The sequence below is a fragment of the Streptomyces sp. NBC_01707 genome (assembly GCF_041438805.1).
Classification (GTDB): Bacteria; Actinomycetota; Actinomycetes; order Streptomycetales; family Streptomycetaceae; genus Streptomyces.
Window position 1 is genome coordinate 8,639,363 of sequence record NZ_CP109190.1, and the last position, 19,600, is coordinate 8,658,962.

Annotated in this window: 9 protein-coding genes; 6 read left to right on the forward strand and 3 right to left on the reverse strand. The window is 72.4% G+C overall.

From position 1 onward, the window contains the following. Positions 1–365: 365 nt before the first annotated feature. From OG963_RS38650 to OG963_RS38675, 6 genes are read left to right on the forward strand one after another with little or no spacing between them, the layout of a single operon-like run. On the forward strand, positions 366–1,118 hold the full coding sequence (locus tag OG963_RS38650) for an NAD-dependent epimerase/dehydratase family protein (RefSeq protein ID WP_319325682.1): 753 nt from the start codon (positions 366–368) through the stop codon (positions 1,116–1,118). Further along, complete coding sequence (locus OG963_RS38655; protein WP_093929829.1) at positions 1,115–2,164, forward strand: glycosyltransferase family A protein; 1,050 nt, start codon at positions 1,115–1,117, stop codon at positions 2,162–2,164. Before OG963_RS38650 ends, OG963_RS38655 begins: the two co-directional genes overlap by 4 nt. Then, on the forward strand, positions 2,161–2,982 hold the full coding sequence (locus OG963_RS38660) for a hypothetical protein (RefSeq protein WP_093929830.1): 822 nt from the start codon (positions 2,161–2,163) through the stop codon (positions 2,980–2,982). Before OG963_RS38655 ends, OG963_RS38660 begins: the two co-directional genes overlap by 4 nt. Continuing rightward, positions 2,979–4,259, forward strand: a complete 1,281-nt coding sequence (locus tag OG963_RS38665) for a condensation domain-containing protein (RefSeq protein ID WP_319325679.1) — start codon at positions 2,979–2,981, stop codon at positions 4,257–4,259. The genes OG963_RS38660 and OG963_RS38665 overlap by 4 nt, the downstream gene beginning before the upstream one ends. Further along, positions 4,256–5,536, forward strand: a complete 1,281-nt coding sequence (locus OG963_RS38670; RefSeq protein WP_256223545.1) for an NDP-hexose 2,3-dehydratase family protein — start codon at positions 4,256–4,258, stop codon at positions 5,534–5,536. The genes OG963_RS38665 and OG963_RS38670 overlap by 4 nt, the downstream gene beginning before the upstream one ends. Next, a complete protein-coding gene (locus tag OG963_RS38675) occupies positions 5,533–6,498 on the forward strand; it encodes a Gfo/Idh/MocA family protein (protein ID WP_093929832.1) in 966 nt (321 codons plus the stop codon). Before OG963_RS38670 ends, OG963_RS38675 begins: the two co-directional genes overlap by 4 nt. Here OG963_RS38675 and OG963_RS38680 read toward each other — a convergent pair. Genes OG963_RS38680 through OG963_RS38690 form a run of 3 tightly spaced genes read right to left on the reverse strand, consistent with a single transcriptional unit; the run spans position 6,470 to position 19,229 of the window. Continuing rightward, the gene (locus tag OG963_RS38680) at positions 6,470–14,617 is read right to left on the reverse strand and encodes an amino acid adenylation domain-containing protein (protein ID WP_371799934.1); all 8,148 of its coding nucleotides are present in this window, start codon (positions 14,615–14,617) and stop codon (positions 6,470–6,472) included. The two genes, OG963_RS38675 and OG963_RS38680, sit on opposite strands and share 29 nt — an antisense overlap. Then, the gene (locus OG963_RS38685; protein WP_371799935.1) at positions 14,611–17,520 is read right to left on the reverse strand and encodes an amino acid adenylation domain-containing protein; all 2,910 of its coding nucleotides are present in this window, start codon (positions 17,518–17,520) and stop codon (positions 14,611–14,613) included. The genes OG963_RS38680 and OG963_RS38685 overlap by 7 nt, the downstream gene beginning before the upstream one ends. Continuing rightward, on the reverse strand, positions 17,520–19,229 hold the full coding sequence (locus OG963_RS38690) for a non-ribosomal peptide synthetase (protein ID WP_319325670.1): 1,710 nt from the start codon (positions 19,227–19,229) through the stop codon (positions 17,520–17,522). Before OG963_RS38690 ends, OG963_RS38685 begins: the two co-directional genes overlap by 1 nt. Between the last annotated feature and the right edge of the window lie 371 nt (positions 19,230–19,600).

Below are 19,600 nucleotides of genomic sequence, written 5' to 3' on the forward strand. Positions count from 1 at the left end.
CGGTATGTCCGGCCCGGGGCTCGCGCAGCGTCGAGTGACGCTCCACCTGCGGGTCGTCGCCGTCGCTGCCGACGGCCCCCCGTCAGTTGTGTCGCAGTGCCCTTCCGGCCGCTGTCCGTCCCGGCGAGCTGTCGGTGGTCGGGCAGGCGGCCGGCGTCGCGCGTCTCCCGCGACGACGGCGGCCGCTCAGTCCCGAGTTGCCGGCTCACCGGGACCGCGACATGGGCGGGAACTGCGTTCGCGCAGCCGCTCGTGAACCGGGTGTCCTGAACTCGGGGTGTGCCCGGTGGACACTGTTCAAGGTTCACCGCAGGGCGGTGGACGAGACACTTGTTCGCATTCTGTCCGGTGGATATCTTGCCGGGATGAGGATCATTGGTTCAGGGTTCCTCGCCCGGAACTTGGCCGGTCAGCCGGGTGTGCATCCGGGCGTCACGATCTACGCCGCCGGGCCGTCGGGTGGCGACGTCAGTGACGCCGATGCCTTCGCGCGGGACGCGGAGCGGTTGTACGCCACCGTGGCGGAGTGCCGTGCCGACGGGGGCCGGTTGGTCTACCTGTCGACGTCGTCGGTCGGGCTCTACGGGCGGCCGGGGCCGCTCCTTCGCGAGTCCGGGCCGGTGTTCCCGTGCTCCGCGTACGGGCGGCACAAACTCGCCATGGAGGCGGTCGTCCGGGCGAGCGGCGTGGATCACCTGATCCTGCGGCTCGCCTACCCTGTGGGCCCGCACCAGCCACCGCACCAAGTCGTTCCTGCGCTCGTCGCCCAGGTCCGCACCGGCCGGGTGGGGATCCGGCGGGGCGCCCGTCGCGATCTGGTGGACGTCGCACACGTCGCCGCCATCGTCGATTCCCTGCTGACGACGGGAGCGGCGAGCGAGGTGGTGAACGTGGCCTCCGGGACGGCCGTTCCGGTCGAGCGGATAGTTGCGCACATCGCCGACCGGCTCGGTCTGCGGCCGGTCTCGACGGTCGTGGACGTACCGGAGGAGGCCGAGATCGGCATCGACCGGCTGCGCGCGCTGGTACCCGAGGTGGTCGGCTACGGCTTCGGCCCCGAGTACTACCGGGACGTGCTGGACCGCTACCTGCCCGTGGCCGAGGCGGTGGGCCGGTGACCGTCCGCGTGGGTGTCGTCATCGCCGCGATGAACTCCGTCGAGTACCTCGACCAGGCACTCGGGTCCCTCGCCACGCAGACCGTTCCGGTCGACGAGATCGTGGTGGTCGACGACTCTTCCGACGACAACACCGCCGCGCACGCCCGCCGTTGGACCTCGGTCCTGCCGCTGCGGGTGATCGGTACCGGTCGGCGGACGGGCATCTGGGGCGGTCGGCGGGCCGGGATCGCGGAGCTCACCACGGATCTGGTCATGCAGCTCGACGCCGACGACATGTTCGCCCCGCACCACGTCGAGGTGATGTGTGAGGCGTACACCCGTCGCCCGGGTCTGGTCAGCCCCCGCCCGCTCACCTGGACCGGACGGGGACCGTGGCAGCAGGCCGACTACCCGAAGGCACGGTTCCCGCTGCCCGGCGACCAGCTCGCCCAGCTCCTGTGTACCAACTACGTGCTCGTCGGCGCGATGTACCCGAGGAAGCTGTACGAGGAGATCGGAGGCTACCGGCGGACGCGGTACGGCGAGGACTGGGATCTGTGGCTGCGGCTGGTGGCGGCCGGCGCGATGGTGTCCAAGCCGGACGAGGCGACCTACGTCTACCGGGTGCGAGCGGCCAGCTACTCGTCACTGTTCGACAAGGATGTCGCGCAGACCGAGGTGCTGACCCGATTCCTCAGCGCATGCGACTCCCCGGTGTACCGCCGCGTCGCGAAGCTCGCGCTGCTGCAACGCATCGGCCCCGCGTTCACCGAAGGACTGGAGGCCCGGCCGGTCACGGCGGCCCAGGAGCTGATCCTCGCCGAGGCGGGACTGAGCCCGGAGCGAGTGCGGGCCGCGCACGCCGATCCAGAACTCGGGCTCGTCGTGCGGGTCGGCACGGGTGCCGGCACGGACGGCGGCGAGCACATCGCCGTGCTCGGCAGTGCGCCGGAGCGGCTCGTGCTCGCCGGTCCGGTCTGTGCCGGCGGCCGGGTCGAGGCCGACCTCATCGAGGACGAGACGCTGCGCCGGGACCGTTCGTCCCTGCGGGACATCCTCCGGTGATCGTCGAGGCCGGCCTCGCCTGCGTGCCGGCGCCGGGCCGTACCGACGAGGGCAGCGAGGACCATGGTGCGCTCGGGCCCTCGGCGATGGTCGTCGTGGACGGCGTCGGCCTGCCGGCCGGCGGGTGCCGGCACGGCGTCGCCTGGTACGCCCGGCAGTTGGCTTCAGCGACGCTGGCGGCGGTCGCCGCCGACGACGTCCTGCTGGCCGACGGGCTGGCGTCGGCCATCCATACGGTGGCGGCCCGTCACCGCGACTGCGATCTCGCCCATCCCGACACGCCATCGGCGGCGGTCGGGGTGCTACGCATCGGCGCGGACAGTGTGGACCTGCTGTCACTGGCGGACGTCGCGATCGCGGTCGACCTGGGTGCGGACGGCCTGCATGTGGTCGTCGACCGGCACGCCGAGGCACGAGCCGGTCTGGTCGGGGCGGGCCTGGCAGGGCACCACATCGGTACCGCCGCGCACGCGGCTGCCGTGGCCGGCCTGCTCGCCGAGCGGGAGACCGCGTGCAACCGGCCCGGTGGTTTCTGGGTGGCCGCCGCCGACCCGGACGTCGCCCGACGGGCCACGACGGCGACACTTCCCAGAGCCGGGTTACGCCGGGCGGTGGTGTGCACCGACGGCGCATCATGGCCGGTGGACTGCGGAGTGTGGAGCTGGTCGGACACCTTCGCTCTGCTCGCCTCACGCGGTCCTTACGGTCTCGTCGCGGCGGTCCGTGAGCTGGAGGCGGCGGACCCGGACGGCGTGCGCCACCCCCGGGTGAAGCGGCATGACGACGCCACGGTCGCGTACCTCCGGGTGCTGCCATGACCCTGCTGAGCTTCGACGGTCTGCGCACCGCGCGGGGCCCGCTCACCCTTGGGCAGCGGATCGTCCTCGAGAGCCTGTCCCAGCGCAGCGCCGACGCCGACTACACCTACAACATCGACCGGGTGGTGCCGGTGCCGCCCGGCGCGGACCTCGATGCCGTGTGCGACGCCGTGCATGCCCTCGTGTGCCGGCACGAGACGCTGCGGACGCGCTTTCCCGGCGGCTCACGGGAGCAGGTCGTGGACGGCGCGGGTACGCTCGCGGTGCGGGCGTGCTACAGCATCGCGGACGCGCGTGCCGCACTGGCCACCGACCCGTTCGACGTCGCGACCGAGTGGGGGATCCGCGTCGCCGTGGTGTCCCGGCGCGACCGGCCGCGCTCCGTGGTCCTGTGCCTGTCTCACCTGGCCGTGGACGCGTGGGCGGCCAACCTCGTCGTCGACGACCTGAATTCGTTGCTGCGTGCACCCGGGCGGACCCGCGCGACAACGGCCAGGCAGCCGGTGGAGCAGGCCGAGGTGGAGGCGGCGCCGGACAGCGTCACGCGGCAGGCGGATGCGCTGGCGCACGTGCGACAGGTACTGCTGACGGCGCCGACCGAGCCGCCCGGCGCGACCCCCGACCCGGACGCGTGGCACCTGGGCGAGCTCCGCTCCGCCATCGTCGACCCGGCTGCGCGGACGGTGGCGGCACGCTGCCGCACCACGGCGGCGGTTGTGTACCTGGCGGCGGCCGCGGTGGCCCTGGGCGCCGGGCGGCACGTGCTCAAGACGATCAGTCACAACCGGCAGACACCGGCCGAGATGGCCTGCGTGGCACCGTTCGCGATGGACATGTTCGTGCCGGTCGAGGTGTCGGGTGAGACATTCGACGCGGTGGTGACGCGGACCTGGGAGGACTACCGCCGAGCGGCCCGCCACAGCCGCTACGACCCGGCGGCGGTGCGGCCGCTCGTTGCCGAGATCACCGCAGACCGCGGCACCAGGCCCGACCTTTCCGTGCTGGTCAACGACCTCCGGGCGAGCGCGCGGCCGCGATTGGCCACAGCCACGAGCCCGGTGGCGAGCACCTTCCGCTGGGGTGAGCCTTTCCGGCTGCCCGGGCTGACGCGCTACCTCGCCATCACCGACGACGCAGACGCCGTGACGCTTTCCCTGCTGGCGAACGGCGCGGCCCTGCCTCACGAGCGGCTTCCGGCATTCCTGCGCCGATTGGAAGGGCTGATCGTGGCTGCGGCGGACGGCGACACCATCGTCGGGACCAGGAGCGGGTGGTGAGCCGGGTGCCGATGACGGCGCGCACGTCGACCGTGCTCGACGGGGACTTCGCCGACTGGTGGGCAGGGCGGTGCCGGGCGCACCGGTTCACCGTGCGGCGCATCCCGTTCGCGGAGCTCGACGAGTGGCGGTTCGATCCCGGCACCGGCGATCTCGGCCACCGCAGCGGCCGCTTCTTCACCGTGTGCGGCGCTCGCTCGGGTGCGGACGTGCAACCGGTCCTGCATCAGCCGGAGATCGGCGTGCTCGGTCTTCTGGTCAAGCGGATCGACGGGGCGCCCCATTGCCTGCTGCAGGCGAAGATGGAGCCGGGCAACGTCAACACCGTGCAGCTTTCGCCGACCGTGCAGGCCACCCGCAGCAACTACACCCGCGTGCATCGCGGCGCGCCGGTGCGCTACCTCGACTACTTCGCCGACCCGGGCCGAGGACGGGTGCTTGTCGACACGCTTCAGTCCGAGCACGGCGCGTGGTTCCACCGCAAGCGCAACCGGAACGTGATCGTGGAGACGGACGAGGACGTGCCGGTGCACGACGACTTCCGGTGGGTTCCGCTGTCCGAGGTCGGCACGCTGCTCACCGTCCCGAACCTGGTGAACATGGACACGCGCACGGTGCTTGCGTGCCTGCTGGGCCGGCACGCGCTCGAAGCCGACCCCGCGTTGCTGAACTGGTTCACCGAGATGAAGGCTCGGCACGACCGGACGACGGCGCTCGTCGGGCTGGACACCGTGCCCGGTTGGCTGCGCACCCCGACGGAACTGCGCAGCACGGACGGGACCGGGTTCACGGTGCTCGCGGTGTCGGTGACGGCGCCCAACCGGGAGGCGACCGCGTGGACCCAGCCGCTGCTGGCACCCGAAGCTCCGGGCGTGGTCGCGTTCCTCGCGCGCACCACCACGGCCGGCCGCACCCAGCTGCTCGTTCGGGCCAGGCCGGAGATCGGCTGCCGGGACGTGGCTGAGCTGGGGCCGACCGTACAGACCGGCACCGGCCAGGACGAGCCCCTGCTGTCGGCCGTGCTGGCGCTCGCCGCCGCCCCGGGGCGGGTGTGGTACGACACGGTCCTCTCCGAGGAGGGCGGCCGGCTCTGGCACGCCGAGAGCCGTTACCTGGTGGTGGACGCCGGTGAGACCGTGCCGTCGGACGTGGGGGCCGACTTCCGCTGGGCAGACCTCGCCGCACTGACCGGGCTGCTGCGGCACAGTTACTACCTCAACGTGCAGGCGCGCAGCCTGCTCGCGGGTCTCGCGATGGCGGGCGGAAGGCGGTCATGAAGCGTTTGCGGTTCGGTGTGCTCGGTACGGCCTCGATCGCCCGGAGGCGGATGTTGCCCGCGTTGCTGGCGGCGCCCAGCATCGAGCCGGTCGCGGTGGCCAGCAGGGATGGGGCCACGGCTGCACGTACGGCCGAGGAGTTCGGCCTCGTGCCCGTGGCAGGTTATGAGCGACTCCTCGCCCGCGAGGACATCGACGCCGTGTACATCCCGCTGCCTACCGGCTTGCACGCCCGGTGGATCGGGGCGGCGCTCGCCGCCGGCAAGCATGTGCTGTCGGAGAAGGCACTCGTCCCCGATCACGCGACGGCGGTGTCCCTGGTCGAGCAGGCGCGGCACGCACGGCTGCTGCTGATGGAGAGCTTCATGTTCCTCCACCACAGCCAGCACGCGGCCGTCGGGGCCATGGTCGCGGACGGCGTGATCGGCGAACCGAGGTCGTTCAGCAGCGCGTTCGGTGTCCCGCCTCGGCCCGACGGGGACGTGCGATACAGCGCCGACCTCGGTGGCGGCGCGCTGCTGGATCTCGGCGTGTACCCGATCAGGGCGGCACAGCTGTTCCTCGGGCCCGAGTTGACCGTCGTCGGCTCGGTGCTGCGGCACGACCCCCGCCACGGTGTCGACGTCGCCGGCAGCGCGCTGCTGTCCACCCCGGGAGGCGTGACCGCCGAGTTGTCGTTCGGCTTCGAACACGCCTACCGCAACACCTACGCGTTGTGGGGCAGCCGTGGCCGGCTCAGTCTGGGCAGGGCGTTCACTCCGCCCGACGAGCTGGCCCCGATCGTACGCATCGAAGGCGAGGACGGCGTGCGGGAGGTGGCGCTGCCGCCGGACCGGCCGTTCGTCAACATCGCGGAACGGTTCGCCAGGACCGTGCTCGACGGCGCGGACTTCGCACCGGCGGGCGAGGCCATCCTTCGGCAGGCCGCTCTGGTCACCGCGGTGCGTGAGCACGCGACCTGAGCGTCTCGAGGCCGACCAGATCGTCCGGCGCCGCGTCCGCCACCTCCTCGTCGAACCGCGCCAGCCGGCCGCGCAGGGCGAGGGCGGCGACCACGACGATGGCGGCGCCGAGCAACACGTACAGCAACCCGATTCCGCGCCCGGGCCCGGTTCCGATGAGCGCGCCGACCGTCGACGCGAGCGCGCCGCCGTCGGCGAGCAGCGGCTCCAGCAGCCGACCGCCGTACGGTGCGACCAGCCCGAAGCCTATCGGCAGCGTGGACCACGCGATCAGCGAGTTCAGCGCCAGCACCCGGCCGTGCAACCGCTGCGGAACCTTGACCTGCACGATCGTGTTGTAGATCCCGTTCAGCAGCGTGAGCCACAGCGCCATGCCGAACGCCCCCACTGCGATCACGGCGAGGTCCGGCCGCACTCCGGTCACGACAGAGCAGGCGGCCAGTGCGAACGTGCACAGCAGCACCGCCCGCATGCGCAGGTGCCGAGGCCCTCCCCACACGGTCATCACGATGCCGCCCAGCGCCACGCCGAGTCCGCCGGCGAACGACACCGTCCCGACGTCGGACAGCGTGCCGAACGACAGCACCAGTGGTGAGGTCATCAGGAACAGCGGCGACAGGAACACGTTGAGGCAGGCGAAGAACAGCAGCATCCGACGGAACCCGGAATGCCGCCACGAGTAGGCGAACCCGGCCGAGATCTCCGTGAGGACCGGTTCCTTCCGCTGCCAGGGCATCGTGTCGGGGAACCGTACGGCCAGCGTCACGAGGACGGCGAACACGTACGTCGCGACGTCGATCACCAGCACACCGTCGAGCCCGATCGCCGCCATGAGTCCGGCGGCCCCGAGCGGCACCACCAACTGTGCCGTACCGCCTGCGAGTTGCACGATTCCGTTCGCGTGCCCCAGGTACCGCTTCGGTACGAGCTGCGGCACCGCCGAGGTGTACGCGACTCGTTGGAACGCGAGCGCGACGGACAGCAGCGCCAACAGCGGGTAGACGTGCCAGACCGCCAAGTTGTGCGTCCACAGCAGCACGCCGAGCAGGAGTTGCACACTGCCCGCAGTGCCGTCGCCCCACAGCATCACCGCGCGCCGGGACGTCCGGTCCACGATGGCGCCCGCCAGCGGCGCGGCCAGCATGCCCGGCACCAGGCCCACCACCGCGAACAGCGCGAACCGGGCCAGGGAACCGGTGGTCTGGTAGATCCACAGCGGCAACGCGAACTGGGTCAGCGCGGAGCCGGTCATCGAGAAGAGCTGGCCGGCGGCGACTGCGAGGAACCGGCGCATGCTCGGGCGAGGGCCCGGTGGCGTGACCGGTGTCGCCGACCGGGAGATGGCGTGCAGTCGCCAGTGCTCGCCCGCCGGTGCCGGTTCGCCCGCTGTTACGGCCGGGTGGGTGCGCGTCACGATGTCGGCGAGCTCGCCGGCCCGGAAACGCGGGAAGAAGTGCCCGGCCTCGTCGAGGACGACGACGGCGGCGACATCGGTCAGGAGGTGCCACTCGCGGAAGCGTTCCTGGTAGTACTCGGTCGCAGGGTCGCGGTCGCCGGCCACGGCGACGATCGGCGCGGACAACCGCGTGGCCGGCTCCGCGAACAGGTCGGTGAAGTACTCCTCGGCGGCCTCGGTGTCCCGCCGCATGTTCCGGACGATCCGCTCGGCCTGCGCCGGTTCGAGGTCGTGCACGTCCACGCCCATCGACATGAGCCAGTTGGCATAGGTGCGGTCGCCGCGCAGGGCGTCCAGGCGGGTGAGGCGTGAGAACCGCTTCGTGCCCGGGCGTCCGAACGGGAACACCGCGCCTATGTAGACGGCGTCGACGGCCCTCCCGGTGGCCTCCAGCCGCCGGGCGATCTCCACGGCGAGCGCTGCCCCGACGCCGGAGTGGCCGTACAGCACGAGCGGGCCGCCGATCCTGTCGAGGATTTCCCGCGTGCACCGGCCGGCCACTTCGTCGAACGGCAGGCGTTCCTCGGCGAGGCCGATGTCGTGGCCCGGTGTCGCCACCGACCACAGCGCACAGTGCTCGGGCAGGCCCTCCGCGAGCGGCTGGTACACGACGGCGCTGCCGCCGCCGTAGGGCACACAGACGTAGGTCGTGGCCGCCGACGCGCGGTCCGGGGTCAGGTTCTGCAGCAGATCGCGGTCGTCCTCGCCCGGGCGGTCGATCATCGCGGCGAGCCGCCGTACGGTCGGGTACCGGAACAGGTCCATCACCGCGACCGGGCGGCCGACCACGCGCCCGATGCGGGTAACCGCCCGGACGGCCAGCAGGGAATGGCCGCCCAGGTCGAAGAAGTCGTCGTCGACGCCCGGCTGTTCGATGTCGAGCAGCTCGGCCCAGACGTCGGCGATCGCGCGCTCGGTGCCGGTCCCCGGCCCTGCGCTCCGCCCCGTGCGTACCGGTCGCGGGGCGGGCAGGCGGGAGCGGTCCACCTTGCCGCTCAAGGTCAGAGGCAGTGTCGACAGGTTCACGAACGCGGACGGAACGAGGTACGCGGGCAGGAATTCGGCGAGGTAGCCGCGCAGCGCAGCCTGTTCGAGCGCGTCGTCATCGGTCACCACGTACGCGACCAGTGCCTCGCCGAACGCGGTGACGGACACCTCGCGCACGGCGGGATGGGTCAGCAGAGCGGCCTCCACCTCCCCGGGCTCGACGCGGAAGCCCCGCACCTTCAGCTGGTCGTCGAGGCGGCCGAGGAACTCCAGCGCGCCGTCCGGCCGCCACCGCACACGGTCGCCCGTCCGGTACAGGCGCGCTCCCGGTGGCCCCCACGGGTCCGGGACGAAGCGCGCCGCGGTCGGTGCCGGCAGGCCGAGGTAGCCGCGCGCCACCCCGGCGCCACCGATGGCCAGCTCGCCGGGTGCGCCGGGCGGCGCCAACCGGCCGTGCTCGTCGAGCACTCGGGCGGTTGTGCCTGCGATCGGCCGCCCGATGTGGACGTCGTCGTGGAGCTCGCCGGCCGTGGCCACGATCGTGGTCTCCGTCGGACCGTAGGTGTTCAGCAGGCGGACGCGATCGCCGAACCGGTGCCGCCACCGTGCCACGGCGGCCGCGCGCACCTGCTCGCCGCCGATGACCACGAGCCGTAGTCCGTCCGGCCACGGCACGTCGTCCACCATGTCGACCAGCTGGTGGAAGTAGGCCGTCGGCAGGTCGAGGAGGGTGATGTCGCGCCGCTGCGACAGCAGCTCGGGCAGCCGGGTGCCGCCACCGGGCAGGAGCACCACGGCCGCGCCGGCCACCAGCGCCGGGTAGATCTCCTCGGCATGTGTGTCGAAGCTCAGGGATGCGAACTGGACGACCCGGTCGGCGGGGGAGAGTCCGTAGGCGTCCCGCATCCACCGGACCCGGGCGGCGAGGCCGCCGTGCTCGACCACCACCCCCTTCGGCGCGCCGGTGGAGCCGGACGTGTAGATGACGTAGGCGGCGTCACGCGGCCCGAGCTCGACGGGCTCGCACGGACGGTCCGAGTCGGCCGACCGGTACTTCTCGTCCACCACCAGCACCGCGCCGCTGTCCATGACGAGCCGTGTCATGCGTGCGGGCGGGAGCTCGGGGTCGAGCGGCAGGTATGTTCCGCCCGCCCGCCATACGGCGAGCAGCGCCACGATCGCGTCGACGGATCTGGGCAGGGACACGGCGACGACGGCGCCCCGGACCACGCCGTCCCGCTGCAGCGTCGCGGCGAGCCGATCGACGCGCCTGTCGAGCTCGGGGTAGCTGATTTCCACGGCGCCGCACACCACGGCCGTCCCGTTCGTGTGCGCCCGTGCGGACGTTGTGATGAGGTCCGGGACCGTATCCGCCGGCAGGGCGTCGTCATCCGTCGGCACGGCGCCGGCGAGGCCGGTGAGGCGCTCGTGGTCGGCGGTGGTCAGCACCGGCAGGTCCGTCAGCGGGGCCGCCGGTGTCGCGACGACGCCCTCCAGCAGCGTGACGAACCGGTCGGCCAACGCGGCCGCCGTCCCCTCGGCGAGCTTCCCGGTGTCGTAGGTGAATGCCAGCAACAAGCCGTCGGGCCGCCGCCACGCCTCGAGCATGAGATCGAACTTCGCCTGCCGGTAGCCGGAGTCGAACGGTTCGAGCTGCAGGTCACCGAAGGCGTCCTGGTCGGTGTCCTGGCTGTGCAGGACGGCCATGGTCTGAAAGAGCGGTGTCCGGTCGAGGTCCCGCCGGATCCTGAGTGTCGTCAGCAGCTCCTCGAACGGTACCTCCTGGTGAGCCATGGCCTCCAGCACGGTGTCGCGCGTGCGATGCAACAGGTCGGCGAAGGAGTCGCCGTCGCGCAGCGTCCCGCGCAGTACCACCGTGTTGCTGAGATAGCCGATGAGCGGCTCGAGCTCGACCCGGTCACGGCCGGCGGTCGGCGATCCGACCAGCACCTCACGCTGCCCGGTGTGCCGCGCGAGGAGCAGCTGGTAGGTGGCGAGGAGGGTCATGAACAGCGTGACGCCCCGCTCCCGTGACATGCGCTCCAGCGCCTCGGTCACCTCCAGCGACACGCGCCGGGACTGGAACTCGCCCGGCGTGGGCGTGTCCTCGGGCCTCCGGTCGGCGGGAAGTTCGAGCACCGGGGGGTCGGCGAGCTGCGCCTGCCAGTACGCGAGCTCCGCGCCGTTGTCCCGTTCCCGTTGCCACTGTGCGACGTCGCCGTGCTGCACGGGTAGCGGCGGAAGCTGCCCGCCGGAGTACAGGGTGGACAGTTCGGCCAGCATGGTGGCGAGCGACCAGCCGTCGGCGACGATGTGGTGCAGCACTATGCACAGCACGTGCTCGTGCGCGTCGACCCGTATCAACGTGAACCGCACGGGTGGAGCCTCGGCCAGGTCCAGTGCGGCGTTCACCCGCTCGGCCACGAAACGATGGGCCCCCTCGTCGTCGGCCGCCTCGAGGTGCTCGACCCGCACCGGTGCCGGTGGCTCCACGACGGCGACCGGGCGCCCGTCGTCGTCAGGGAAGCGCGTACGCAGCACCTCGTGCCGGGCCACGAGTTCGGTGCAGGCGCGTTCGAACGCGGCGACGTCGAGCGGGCCGCGCAACCGCCTGACGAGGTACATCGTGTACGAGGCGTCGGCGGGATCGAGCCGGTGCAGGAACCACAGACGTTCCTGTGCGGGGGAGAGCGGCGGAGGTCGGTCGCCGCGTGGCCGGGGCCCTTCGGTAGGGGCGTGCTCCGTGAGCGTGGCCGCGAGCGCGGCCACGGTCGGATGCGTGAAGAGGGTGCGCACCGGGAACGCGCCGAGCCGGGCGGCGACCTTCGTCGCGAGCAGCGAGTGGCCTCCGAGTGCGAAGAAGTCGTCATCGACGCCAACGGTCTCGACCGTCAGCACCTCGGCGAACACCGCCGCCACCCTCCGCTCGGCCGCGGTACGGGGCGGCCCGCCGCGGGACACCACGCGGCCGGGGACGGGCAGGGCCTTGCGGTCCACCTTGCCGTTGAGGGTCAGTGGCAGCTTGTCGAGCTCCACCACGGCGTCCGGCACGAGGTATGCGGGCAGCACCTCGGCGACGCGCGTGAGGACTCCGGTCGCGGACCCGGTGACGTAGGCGACCAGGCGGTCGTCGCGCACCACCACGACGGCCCGGCGGACCGACGGCTGCGTCTCCAGCGCGGCCTCGATCTCGCCCGGTTCCACTCGGTGGCCCCGTACCTTGACCTGGTCGTCGAGTCGGCCGAGAAACTCCAACTCGCCGTCCGGACGCCGCCGGACCCGGTCGCCCGTGCGGTACCACCGTGCGCCGTCCGCATCGGACACGAACCGCTCCGCGGTCAGCTCCGGCCGGCCGTGGTAGCCGACCGCGAGTCCGGCACCGCCGATCAGCAACTCGCCGTCCACGACGGACACCCGGGTGTTGGGGAGCGGCAGACCGATCGACACACGCATGGGGTCCTGCGGCACCTCCCATGACGTGGACCAGATCGTGGTCTCGGTCGGCCCGTACACGTTGAGCAGCCGGGCGACCCGGGCCCGCAGCTCCCCGGCGAGCGCCAGAGGGAGCGCCTCGCCGCCGACGAGCGCGCAGACCGCCGTCGCGTCGATGCCGCCGTCGAGCATGGTGCGCCACCCGGACGGGGTCGCCTGGACGTGGGTGACACGGCGGGCGCGGACCAGCCGGGCGAGCGCGCCGCCGTCACGGGCCGTGCCGCGGTCGGCCACCACGACCCGGCCACCGCTCACCAGAGGGAGGAACAGCTCCAGCGCCGAGATGTCGAACGACAGTGACGTGGCGGCCAGCCACACGTCGTTCGGTCCGGCGTCCAGCAGCCGCCGCATGCCGACCAGAAGGTTGGTCAGCGCACGATGAGGGATCACCACTCCCTTGGGCCGTCCGGTCGATCCGGACGTGTAGATGAGGTATGCGGTATCGCCGGACTGTCCGGACTGTCCGGACTGCCCGGGTGGCCCGCCCTCGCGGAGCCGCCGCATCCAGTCGTCGGTGAGCACCACTCGCGCGCCGGAGTCGGCCAGCACGTAAGCGATGCGTGCGGCCGGATAGTCGGGGTCCACCGGAAGGTACGCCGCACCGGCCAGCATGATCCCGAGCAGCGCGCCCACCGTCTCCGCCGACCGGGTCAGCCGGACCGCCACCACGTCGCCCCTCGCGACCCCCTCGCGCGCCAGCCCCGTCGCCACCCGCTCGGCCAGCGTGAGGAGCCCGGCGTAGCCGATCCGGGTGTCGCCGCACTCCACCGCGGTCGCGTCGGGCCACCGCCGTGCCTGTTCCCGCACGAGGTCGACGACGGTCGCGTCCGGCACCTCGGCCTCGGAATCCGGCTCGGTGTCCCCACCGGACGGCCACAGTGCCGACAACCGGACGTCCGGATCGGCGACCGCCGCGGACACCAGTGCCATGAACCTCTCGGCCATGCACTCGGCGGTGCCGTGGTCGAACAGGTCGGTGCGGTAGGTCAGTTCGGCGTGCAGTCCGTCCGGTCGCGGCCACAACTCGAGCGCCAGGTCCACCTTGGCGCGGTAGCATCCGTGGGGGAACGGCGTGGTGGTGACACCGGGCAGCCCGGCGTCGTCACCGTAGCCACTGCCGGCGGTATGCAGCGCCAACACGGCCTGGTAGAGCGGGTTCCGGCTGAGGTCGCGCGGCAGACCCAGTGTGTCGACCAGCTGCTCCAGCGGCGCCTGGCCATGGGTGAACGCGCCGAGCGCCACCTTCCGCACCTGGACGATCAGTTCGGCGAAGGTCGGGTCCCCGGACAGGTCCGGCCGCAGGGCGAGCATCCCGGCGAAGGGCCCGACCATCGGCTCGAGTTCCACCCGGTCGCGGGCGGCGACCGGAACACCGACGCAGAAGTCCCGCTGCCCACTGAGGTGTGCGAGCAGCGTGTGGCACGCGGCGAACAGCACCATGAACGGTGTCGCACGGCACCGTCGCGCAAGCCTGGACACCCCGGCCGCCACTTCTTCGTCCATGTGGAACGTGACGACGCCGGCCGCGCTGTCGACCACGGCCGGGCGCGGACGGTCGGTCGGCAGGTCCAGCGGTGGTACGCCCGCGAGCCGTTCGGTCCAGTACGCCAGGGACTCGGCGTCGCTCTGCTCGTGCGGGACGTCGGCGTACTGCAGGGAGAGCTCGGGTACGTCCGGCGCCGTGCTGTTCCGGTGGGCTGCGTAGTGCGCGGTCAGCTCACGCCGCCACACGTACAGGGACCAGCCGTCGGCGATCATGTGGTGCAGCACCAGGCACAGGATGTGGTCCTCGTCGTCCAGCCGGAACAGCGTGACCCGCAGCGGCGGTGCGGCGGCGAGGTCGAACGGGGCGTTCGTACGCTCGGCGACCAGATCCTTCGCCCGGTCCTCCCGGTCCGCCGACGGCAGCCCGGTCAGGTCGACTTGTTCGATCGGCACCGGTGCGGAGGGCATGACCTCCTGGCGCGGCTGTCCGTCCGGGGCGGGGAACCGGGTGCGGAGGACCTCATGCCGCGCCACCACGGCGTCGACGGCGTGGCGCAGGGCGGTGACGTCGAGCGGTCCATGCAGCCGGTCGGCCAGGAACATGTGGTAGGCGGGGTCGCCGGGGGTCAGCTGGTCGAGGAACCACATGCGGTGCTGGGCGGGGGATGCGGGCGCCTGCGTGTCGGTTCGGCTCAGCATTCCTCGTCCCCGCGCAACTTGGCCACGACGGCGGTGATCTCCGCGAGGGTCGGCGCGTCGTAGAACTGGTCGAGCGGCACGTCGACGCCGAGCCGGTCGCGGACGCGGGACGCGATCTGCGTGATCGTGAGGGAGTGACCGCCGAGGTCGAACACGTCGTCGTCGGGTCCGACGTCATCCACCCGGAGGACCTCCCGCCAGATGTCCCCGATCCGCGCGAGCAGCCCGTCGTCGGTGGTGGCCAAGGCCGGCTCGGCCGCCGGCGGTTCGGGCAGCGCGGCCCGGTCGAGCTTGCCGTTGGGGGTGATCGGCCAGTCCGACACGGGCACGAAGCGTACCGGGAGCATGTGGTCGGGCAGGGTCCGCGCCAGGTGCGCACGGAGCTCCGCAGTCTCTGTCGCGCCCTCGACGTAGCCGACGAGGTCGTCGCCACGCAGTACCACGGCAGCCGCGCGCACCGTCGGGTGCTCGGTCAGCCGGGCTTCGATCTCACCCAGTTCGACGCGGTGGCCACGCACCTTCACCTGGGTGTCCGCCCGGCCGACGAACTCCAACTCGTCCCGGTGCCGTCGCACCAGGTCGCCGGTCCGGTAGTGACGTGCCCCTGAGCCGGCTGGGAATCGATCCGCCGTGAGGTCGTCTCGGCCCGGATAGCCGGCGGCCACGCCGAGACCACCGATCCACAGCTCACCGACCACGCCGTCGGGCACGGGCACGCCGCCGTCGTCACGCACGGAGACACGGGTGTTGGCGAGCGGCCGCCCGAGCGAGACGGACGCGGGGTCGGCCGGCACTTCCCAGCAGGTGGACCAGATCGTGGTCTCGGTCGGCCCGTACATGTTGAGCAGCCGCCGCACCCTCCGGCGAAGCTCGCGGGCGAGCGGCAGTGGCAGCGCCTCGCCGCCGACCAGGGCCGTCACCGCCGGCCAGCGAACGCCGGTGTCCAGCAGCACCCGCCACCCGGTCGGGGTGGCCTGTACATGGGTCACGCCCTCGTCGTCGACCAGCTCGGCCAGCCGTGCACCGTCACGTCCGGCGCCGTCGCCGGCCAGCACCACCCGGCCACCGGTGACGAGCGGCAGGAACAGCTCGATGCCGCTGATGTCGAACGACAGCGAGGTCTGCGCCAACCACCGGTGACCGGGCGCGGCTCCGACCACGTCGCCGACGGCGAGCAGCACATTGACGAGCGCGCGGTGCGGCACCGCGACACCCTTGGGACGCCCGGTGGAGCCGGACGTGTAGATGACGTAGGCGAGCCCGTCCGCCGTGGCATTCGGCGCCGGTTCCGTCGCGTCGGCGGGCGCGTCCTCGACGTACCACACGGGCGCTCCCGCGACGGGGGCCAACCGGCGCTCGGTGAGCAGCAGCTCCGCGCCGCTGTCCTGCAGCATGAACGACAGCCGCTCGACGGGGTGGCCGGGGTCGAGTGGTACGTACGCGGCTCCCGCCCGCCACACGCCGAGCACGGCGGCGATCATCGCAGGGCCTCGCCGCAGGCTCAGGCCGACCAGCGTGCCCGGCCGCACGCCGGTGTGGCGAAGGCCGGCGGCGATCCGCCCGGACCAGGAGTCCAGCTCGGCGTACGTCACCCGTGTGCCGTCCGGTCCCACCACCGCGACCGCGTCCGGGGTGGCGGCCGCACCGGCCGTGAAGAGGTCCCGGACGGTGGCGTCCGGGACGGGTAGGACCGGCCCCTCGGTGACCGTCACCGGTGGGTGCACGGCGGACAGTTGGGCGTCCGGCCGGTCCACGACATCGGCGAGCAGCGCACCGAGATCCGCGGCGAGCCGAGCGGCCGCGACATGGTCGAGACGGTCGGTGCGGTACTGCAGGTTCGCGACGGGCCCGGCGGAGCCGTCGACCACCTGCAGATGCAAGGTGGCGCGGACGGCGTAGGAGGGGAGCGCCCAGTCGACCGCCGCGGTGAGACCGTCGAACACCGGATCGCCCGCGCGCCTGCGGTAGCTGATCGACGTGGGTGCCACGGCCGGCCGAGGTGCGAGCCCCGGCACCGCGCGGCCGAGCGGCACGGCACGGAACGGGTAGGTCGACCGCAGCCGGGCCCGCACTGCGGTGGCGAGCTCGCGGAACGTACCGTGCCGTCCGACGCGGACCGGCAGTTCGTTCACGAACGGCCCGATCGCGGTCCCGCTTCCGTCGGTCCGGGTGCCGAGGTCGACGCCGACGGCCGCGTCGTCGTTGCCGTAGCGGTGCAGCAGCGCGAACCACGAGGTCAGCAACAGTTCGAACGTGGTGACGCCGAGCGCCGCCGCGGCTTGTGGGAGCCGGCCGCCGAGGTCGACCGCCACGCTGCCTGCCGCCGGTTCGTCGGTGCCGTGCCGCAAGCCCGGCAGCACCAGGTCGGCGTGGCCGTGCCGGTGTTCGCTCCAGAACTCCCTGGCTGCGGGAAGCGCCGACGCGAGCCGATCGTCCTCGTCGGTCACGAACGGCACCGGCTCGCTGTCGAGCATGCCGCGGTAGCCGGCCGCGAGGTCGTGAACCAGCACGTCCTTGGAACCGCCGTCGAACACGATGTGGTGCGCGACCACGATCAGGGTGACTCCGCCCGGCCGCCGGACGAGCGTGAACCGGCACAGGGGGCCCGTCGCCACGTCGAACGGACGCAGTGTTTCCCGCCGGAGCACGTCGGCCGGGTCGCCGTCCACCTCGGACAGCGAGGGGGGTGTCGCCGCGGGTACCAGTTGCGGCACCCCGTCGCGGTCCACCACGGCCTGGCACAACAGCGGATGCCGACTGAGCACCGTGTCCACGGCGGTACGCAACGCGGCGACGTCCACCGCACCGTCGAGGTGCACCGCGAGGGGCATGTGGTAGGCCGTTCCGACCTCGCACGCCCGCTCCGTGAACCAGATCCCCTGCTGTGTCTGCGATCCCCGCATCACCGGGTCGACCCCCCATCGCGTACCTCGGACAGCCATGCCGCCTGACCGGCCAACTCCGGAACATCGAAGGCGAATGTGGTCGGCACGTGCACGCCGAACGCCTCGGCGACCGCGGCGGCCAACTCGGCGGCGCGGAACGAGTCACCGCCGAGCGCGAAGAAATTCGCGTCCGCTGCAACCTCCGGCACCGACAACACCTTCGCCCACAACGCACCGAGCTTCCGCTCGTCCGCGGTGCGCAGGGGAGTGGTGTCCGGCGCGGTGAACACGTCCAGGAGATCGCGCTTACGCACCTTGCCCCCGTCGTTGCGGGGCAGCTCCTGCATCGTGACGATCCTGGTGGGCACCTCGGCCTCGGTCATCCGGGCCCGGACGAAGGCCCGCAGATCACCGATGTCCAAGCGGGCGCCGTTCCTTGCCACCACGGCCGCGGCGACCGTCGCGCCGAGCACGGGATGCGGCACGCCGAGCACCGCGGCGTCGGCGACGTCCGGGTGTGCGAACAGCACCGCCTCCACCCCGATCGTGGCGACCTTGAAGCCACCCACCTGCACCACGTCGCTCTCCCGGTCGAGCAGATGCAGGTACCCGTCGGCGTCCAGACGGCCCACGTCACCCATCCGCGTCCAGCCGTCACGGAACACGACTGCGCTGCCCGTCGGGTCGTCGAGGTAGGTGCGCGTCGTGGTGGGAGAGGCGAGCCACACGTCACCTGCCGCGCCGGGTGGTAGTGGACGGCCGTCCGGGTCACGGATCTCGATCTGTCCGGCACTCGGCCGCCCGACGGAGGTGGGCCGCGCAGGGTCGTACACCATCGTGGTCTGGGCGGGCGCCGCCTCGGTCGAGGTGTAGTAGTTCACCACCGTGGCGCCGGGGAACTTCGCGGTGAGCGCCTCGGCGACGGGCGGCGGCAGGGCCGCCCCGGTGCAGCCGACCAGTTGCACGCCCGGCACGCTCGCGTGCGTGCCGGCCACCAACTCGGCGGCCATGGCGGGGACGAGGAAGACCGTCCCCGCCGCGTAACCTTCGACCAGAGCGAGGAAGTCGTCCGGCCGGAAGCGGGGCACCATCACCGCCGTCGGCGCCGCACCCAGTGCGTTGAACAGCATCGTCTGCGCCGCATTCGTTCCGAGTGGGAAGCTGTGCAGGAAGTGTCGGGAGTGGGCCAGCGGCCGTTGCCTCGGCCGGGCCGCCCAGCCGTGTGTGAGGTTCGCGTGGCAAGCGAGCACCGCTTTGGGTGCGCCGGTGGTGCCGGAGGTGTAGAGGATCTGAGCCGGGTCGCCCGGACGCACCGGCACCGGCTCGGCCACGGGTTCGGCTCCGACCAGCTCATCCACGGGCGCGGCCCATCCGGCGGCCGGTGCCTCACCGCCGTGCACGACCCCGACCGCTTCGCAATGGGCCAGTACCCGTGCGGTGGCCTCCGCCGACATCCGGTTGGAGAGCGGCACCGCGACGCCGCCCGCGGCCAGCACCCCGAAGCAGGCGACCGCGAAGCCGTCCCAGTCGGCCTCGTCGAACGCGAGCCCGACCCGGTCACCAGGGCGAACACCTAGCTCACCGAGCGCTGCGGCCACCCGCCAGGCGCCGTTCCGCCACTGACCGAAGGTCAGGGACGCGCCCCCGGCGACCGCGAGCGCACACCGGTGCGGTTCGTCCTCGGCGCGGGCAGAGAGCAGGAGGTGCGCGACCGTGGATGAGTGCATACGCGCTCCGCGTCTCTTTCCGCTACGCCCTGCTACGCCTGGAGCCACGATGATCCAGTACGGCTCACACGGTAGACAAGACCCCGACCACTCTTCGGCGATGTGTGCAGACGGTGGGAGGCGGTGTGGCTGGACGAGCGGGCCACCGCGCGGCCCACCTGAGCGGCGGGCGTTGCCATGGGCTCCGGAGCCGACCGGCGGTGCCACGGGGGTGCCGGTCGGGCAAGGGCTACGCACCGCGGCGCGAGCACGGCCCGCCTGTTCGCCCCCGAACGCCCGTTGCCTGAACCGAGTCGACGGACGGACGGGGACGCCACGGCGCTTCGTGCGGCCGAGGCCGAGCGGGCGGGTCTGCGCCCTGCCGACGCCGA

Bases quoted from the DNA above. Each gene is read 5' to 3' on its own strand.
- OG963_RS38680 (WP_371799934.1), bottom strand. From the start codon at position 14,617: ATGCTGAGCCGAACCGACACGCAGGCGCCCGCATCCCCCGCCCAGCAC.
- OG963_RS38685 (WP_371799935.1), bottom strand. From the start codon at position 17,520: ATGCGGGGATCGCAGACACAGCAGGGGATCTGGTTCACGGAGCGGGCG.
- OG963_RS38650 (WP_319325682.1), top strand. From the start codon at position 366: ATGAGGATCATTGGTTCAGGGTTCCTCGCCCGGAACTTGGCCGGTCAG.
- OG963_RS38690 (WP_319325670.1), bottom strand. From the start codon at position 19,229: ATGCACTCATCCACGGTCGCGCACCTCCTGCTCTCTGCCCGCGCCGAG.
- OG963_RS38675 (WP_093929832.1), top strand. From the start codon at position 5,533: ATGAAGCGTTTGCGGTTCGGTGTGCTCGGTACGGCCTCGATCGCCCGG.
- OG963_RS38665 (WP_319325679.1), top strand. From the start codon at position 2,979: ATGACCCTGCTGAGCTTCGACGGTCTGCGCACCGCGCGGGGCCCGCTC.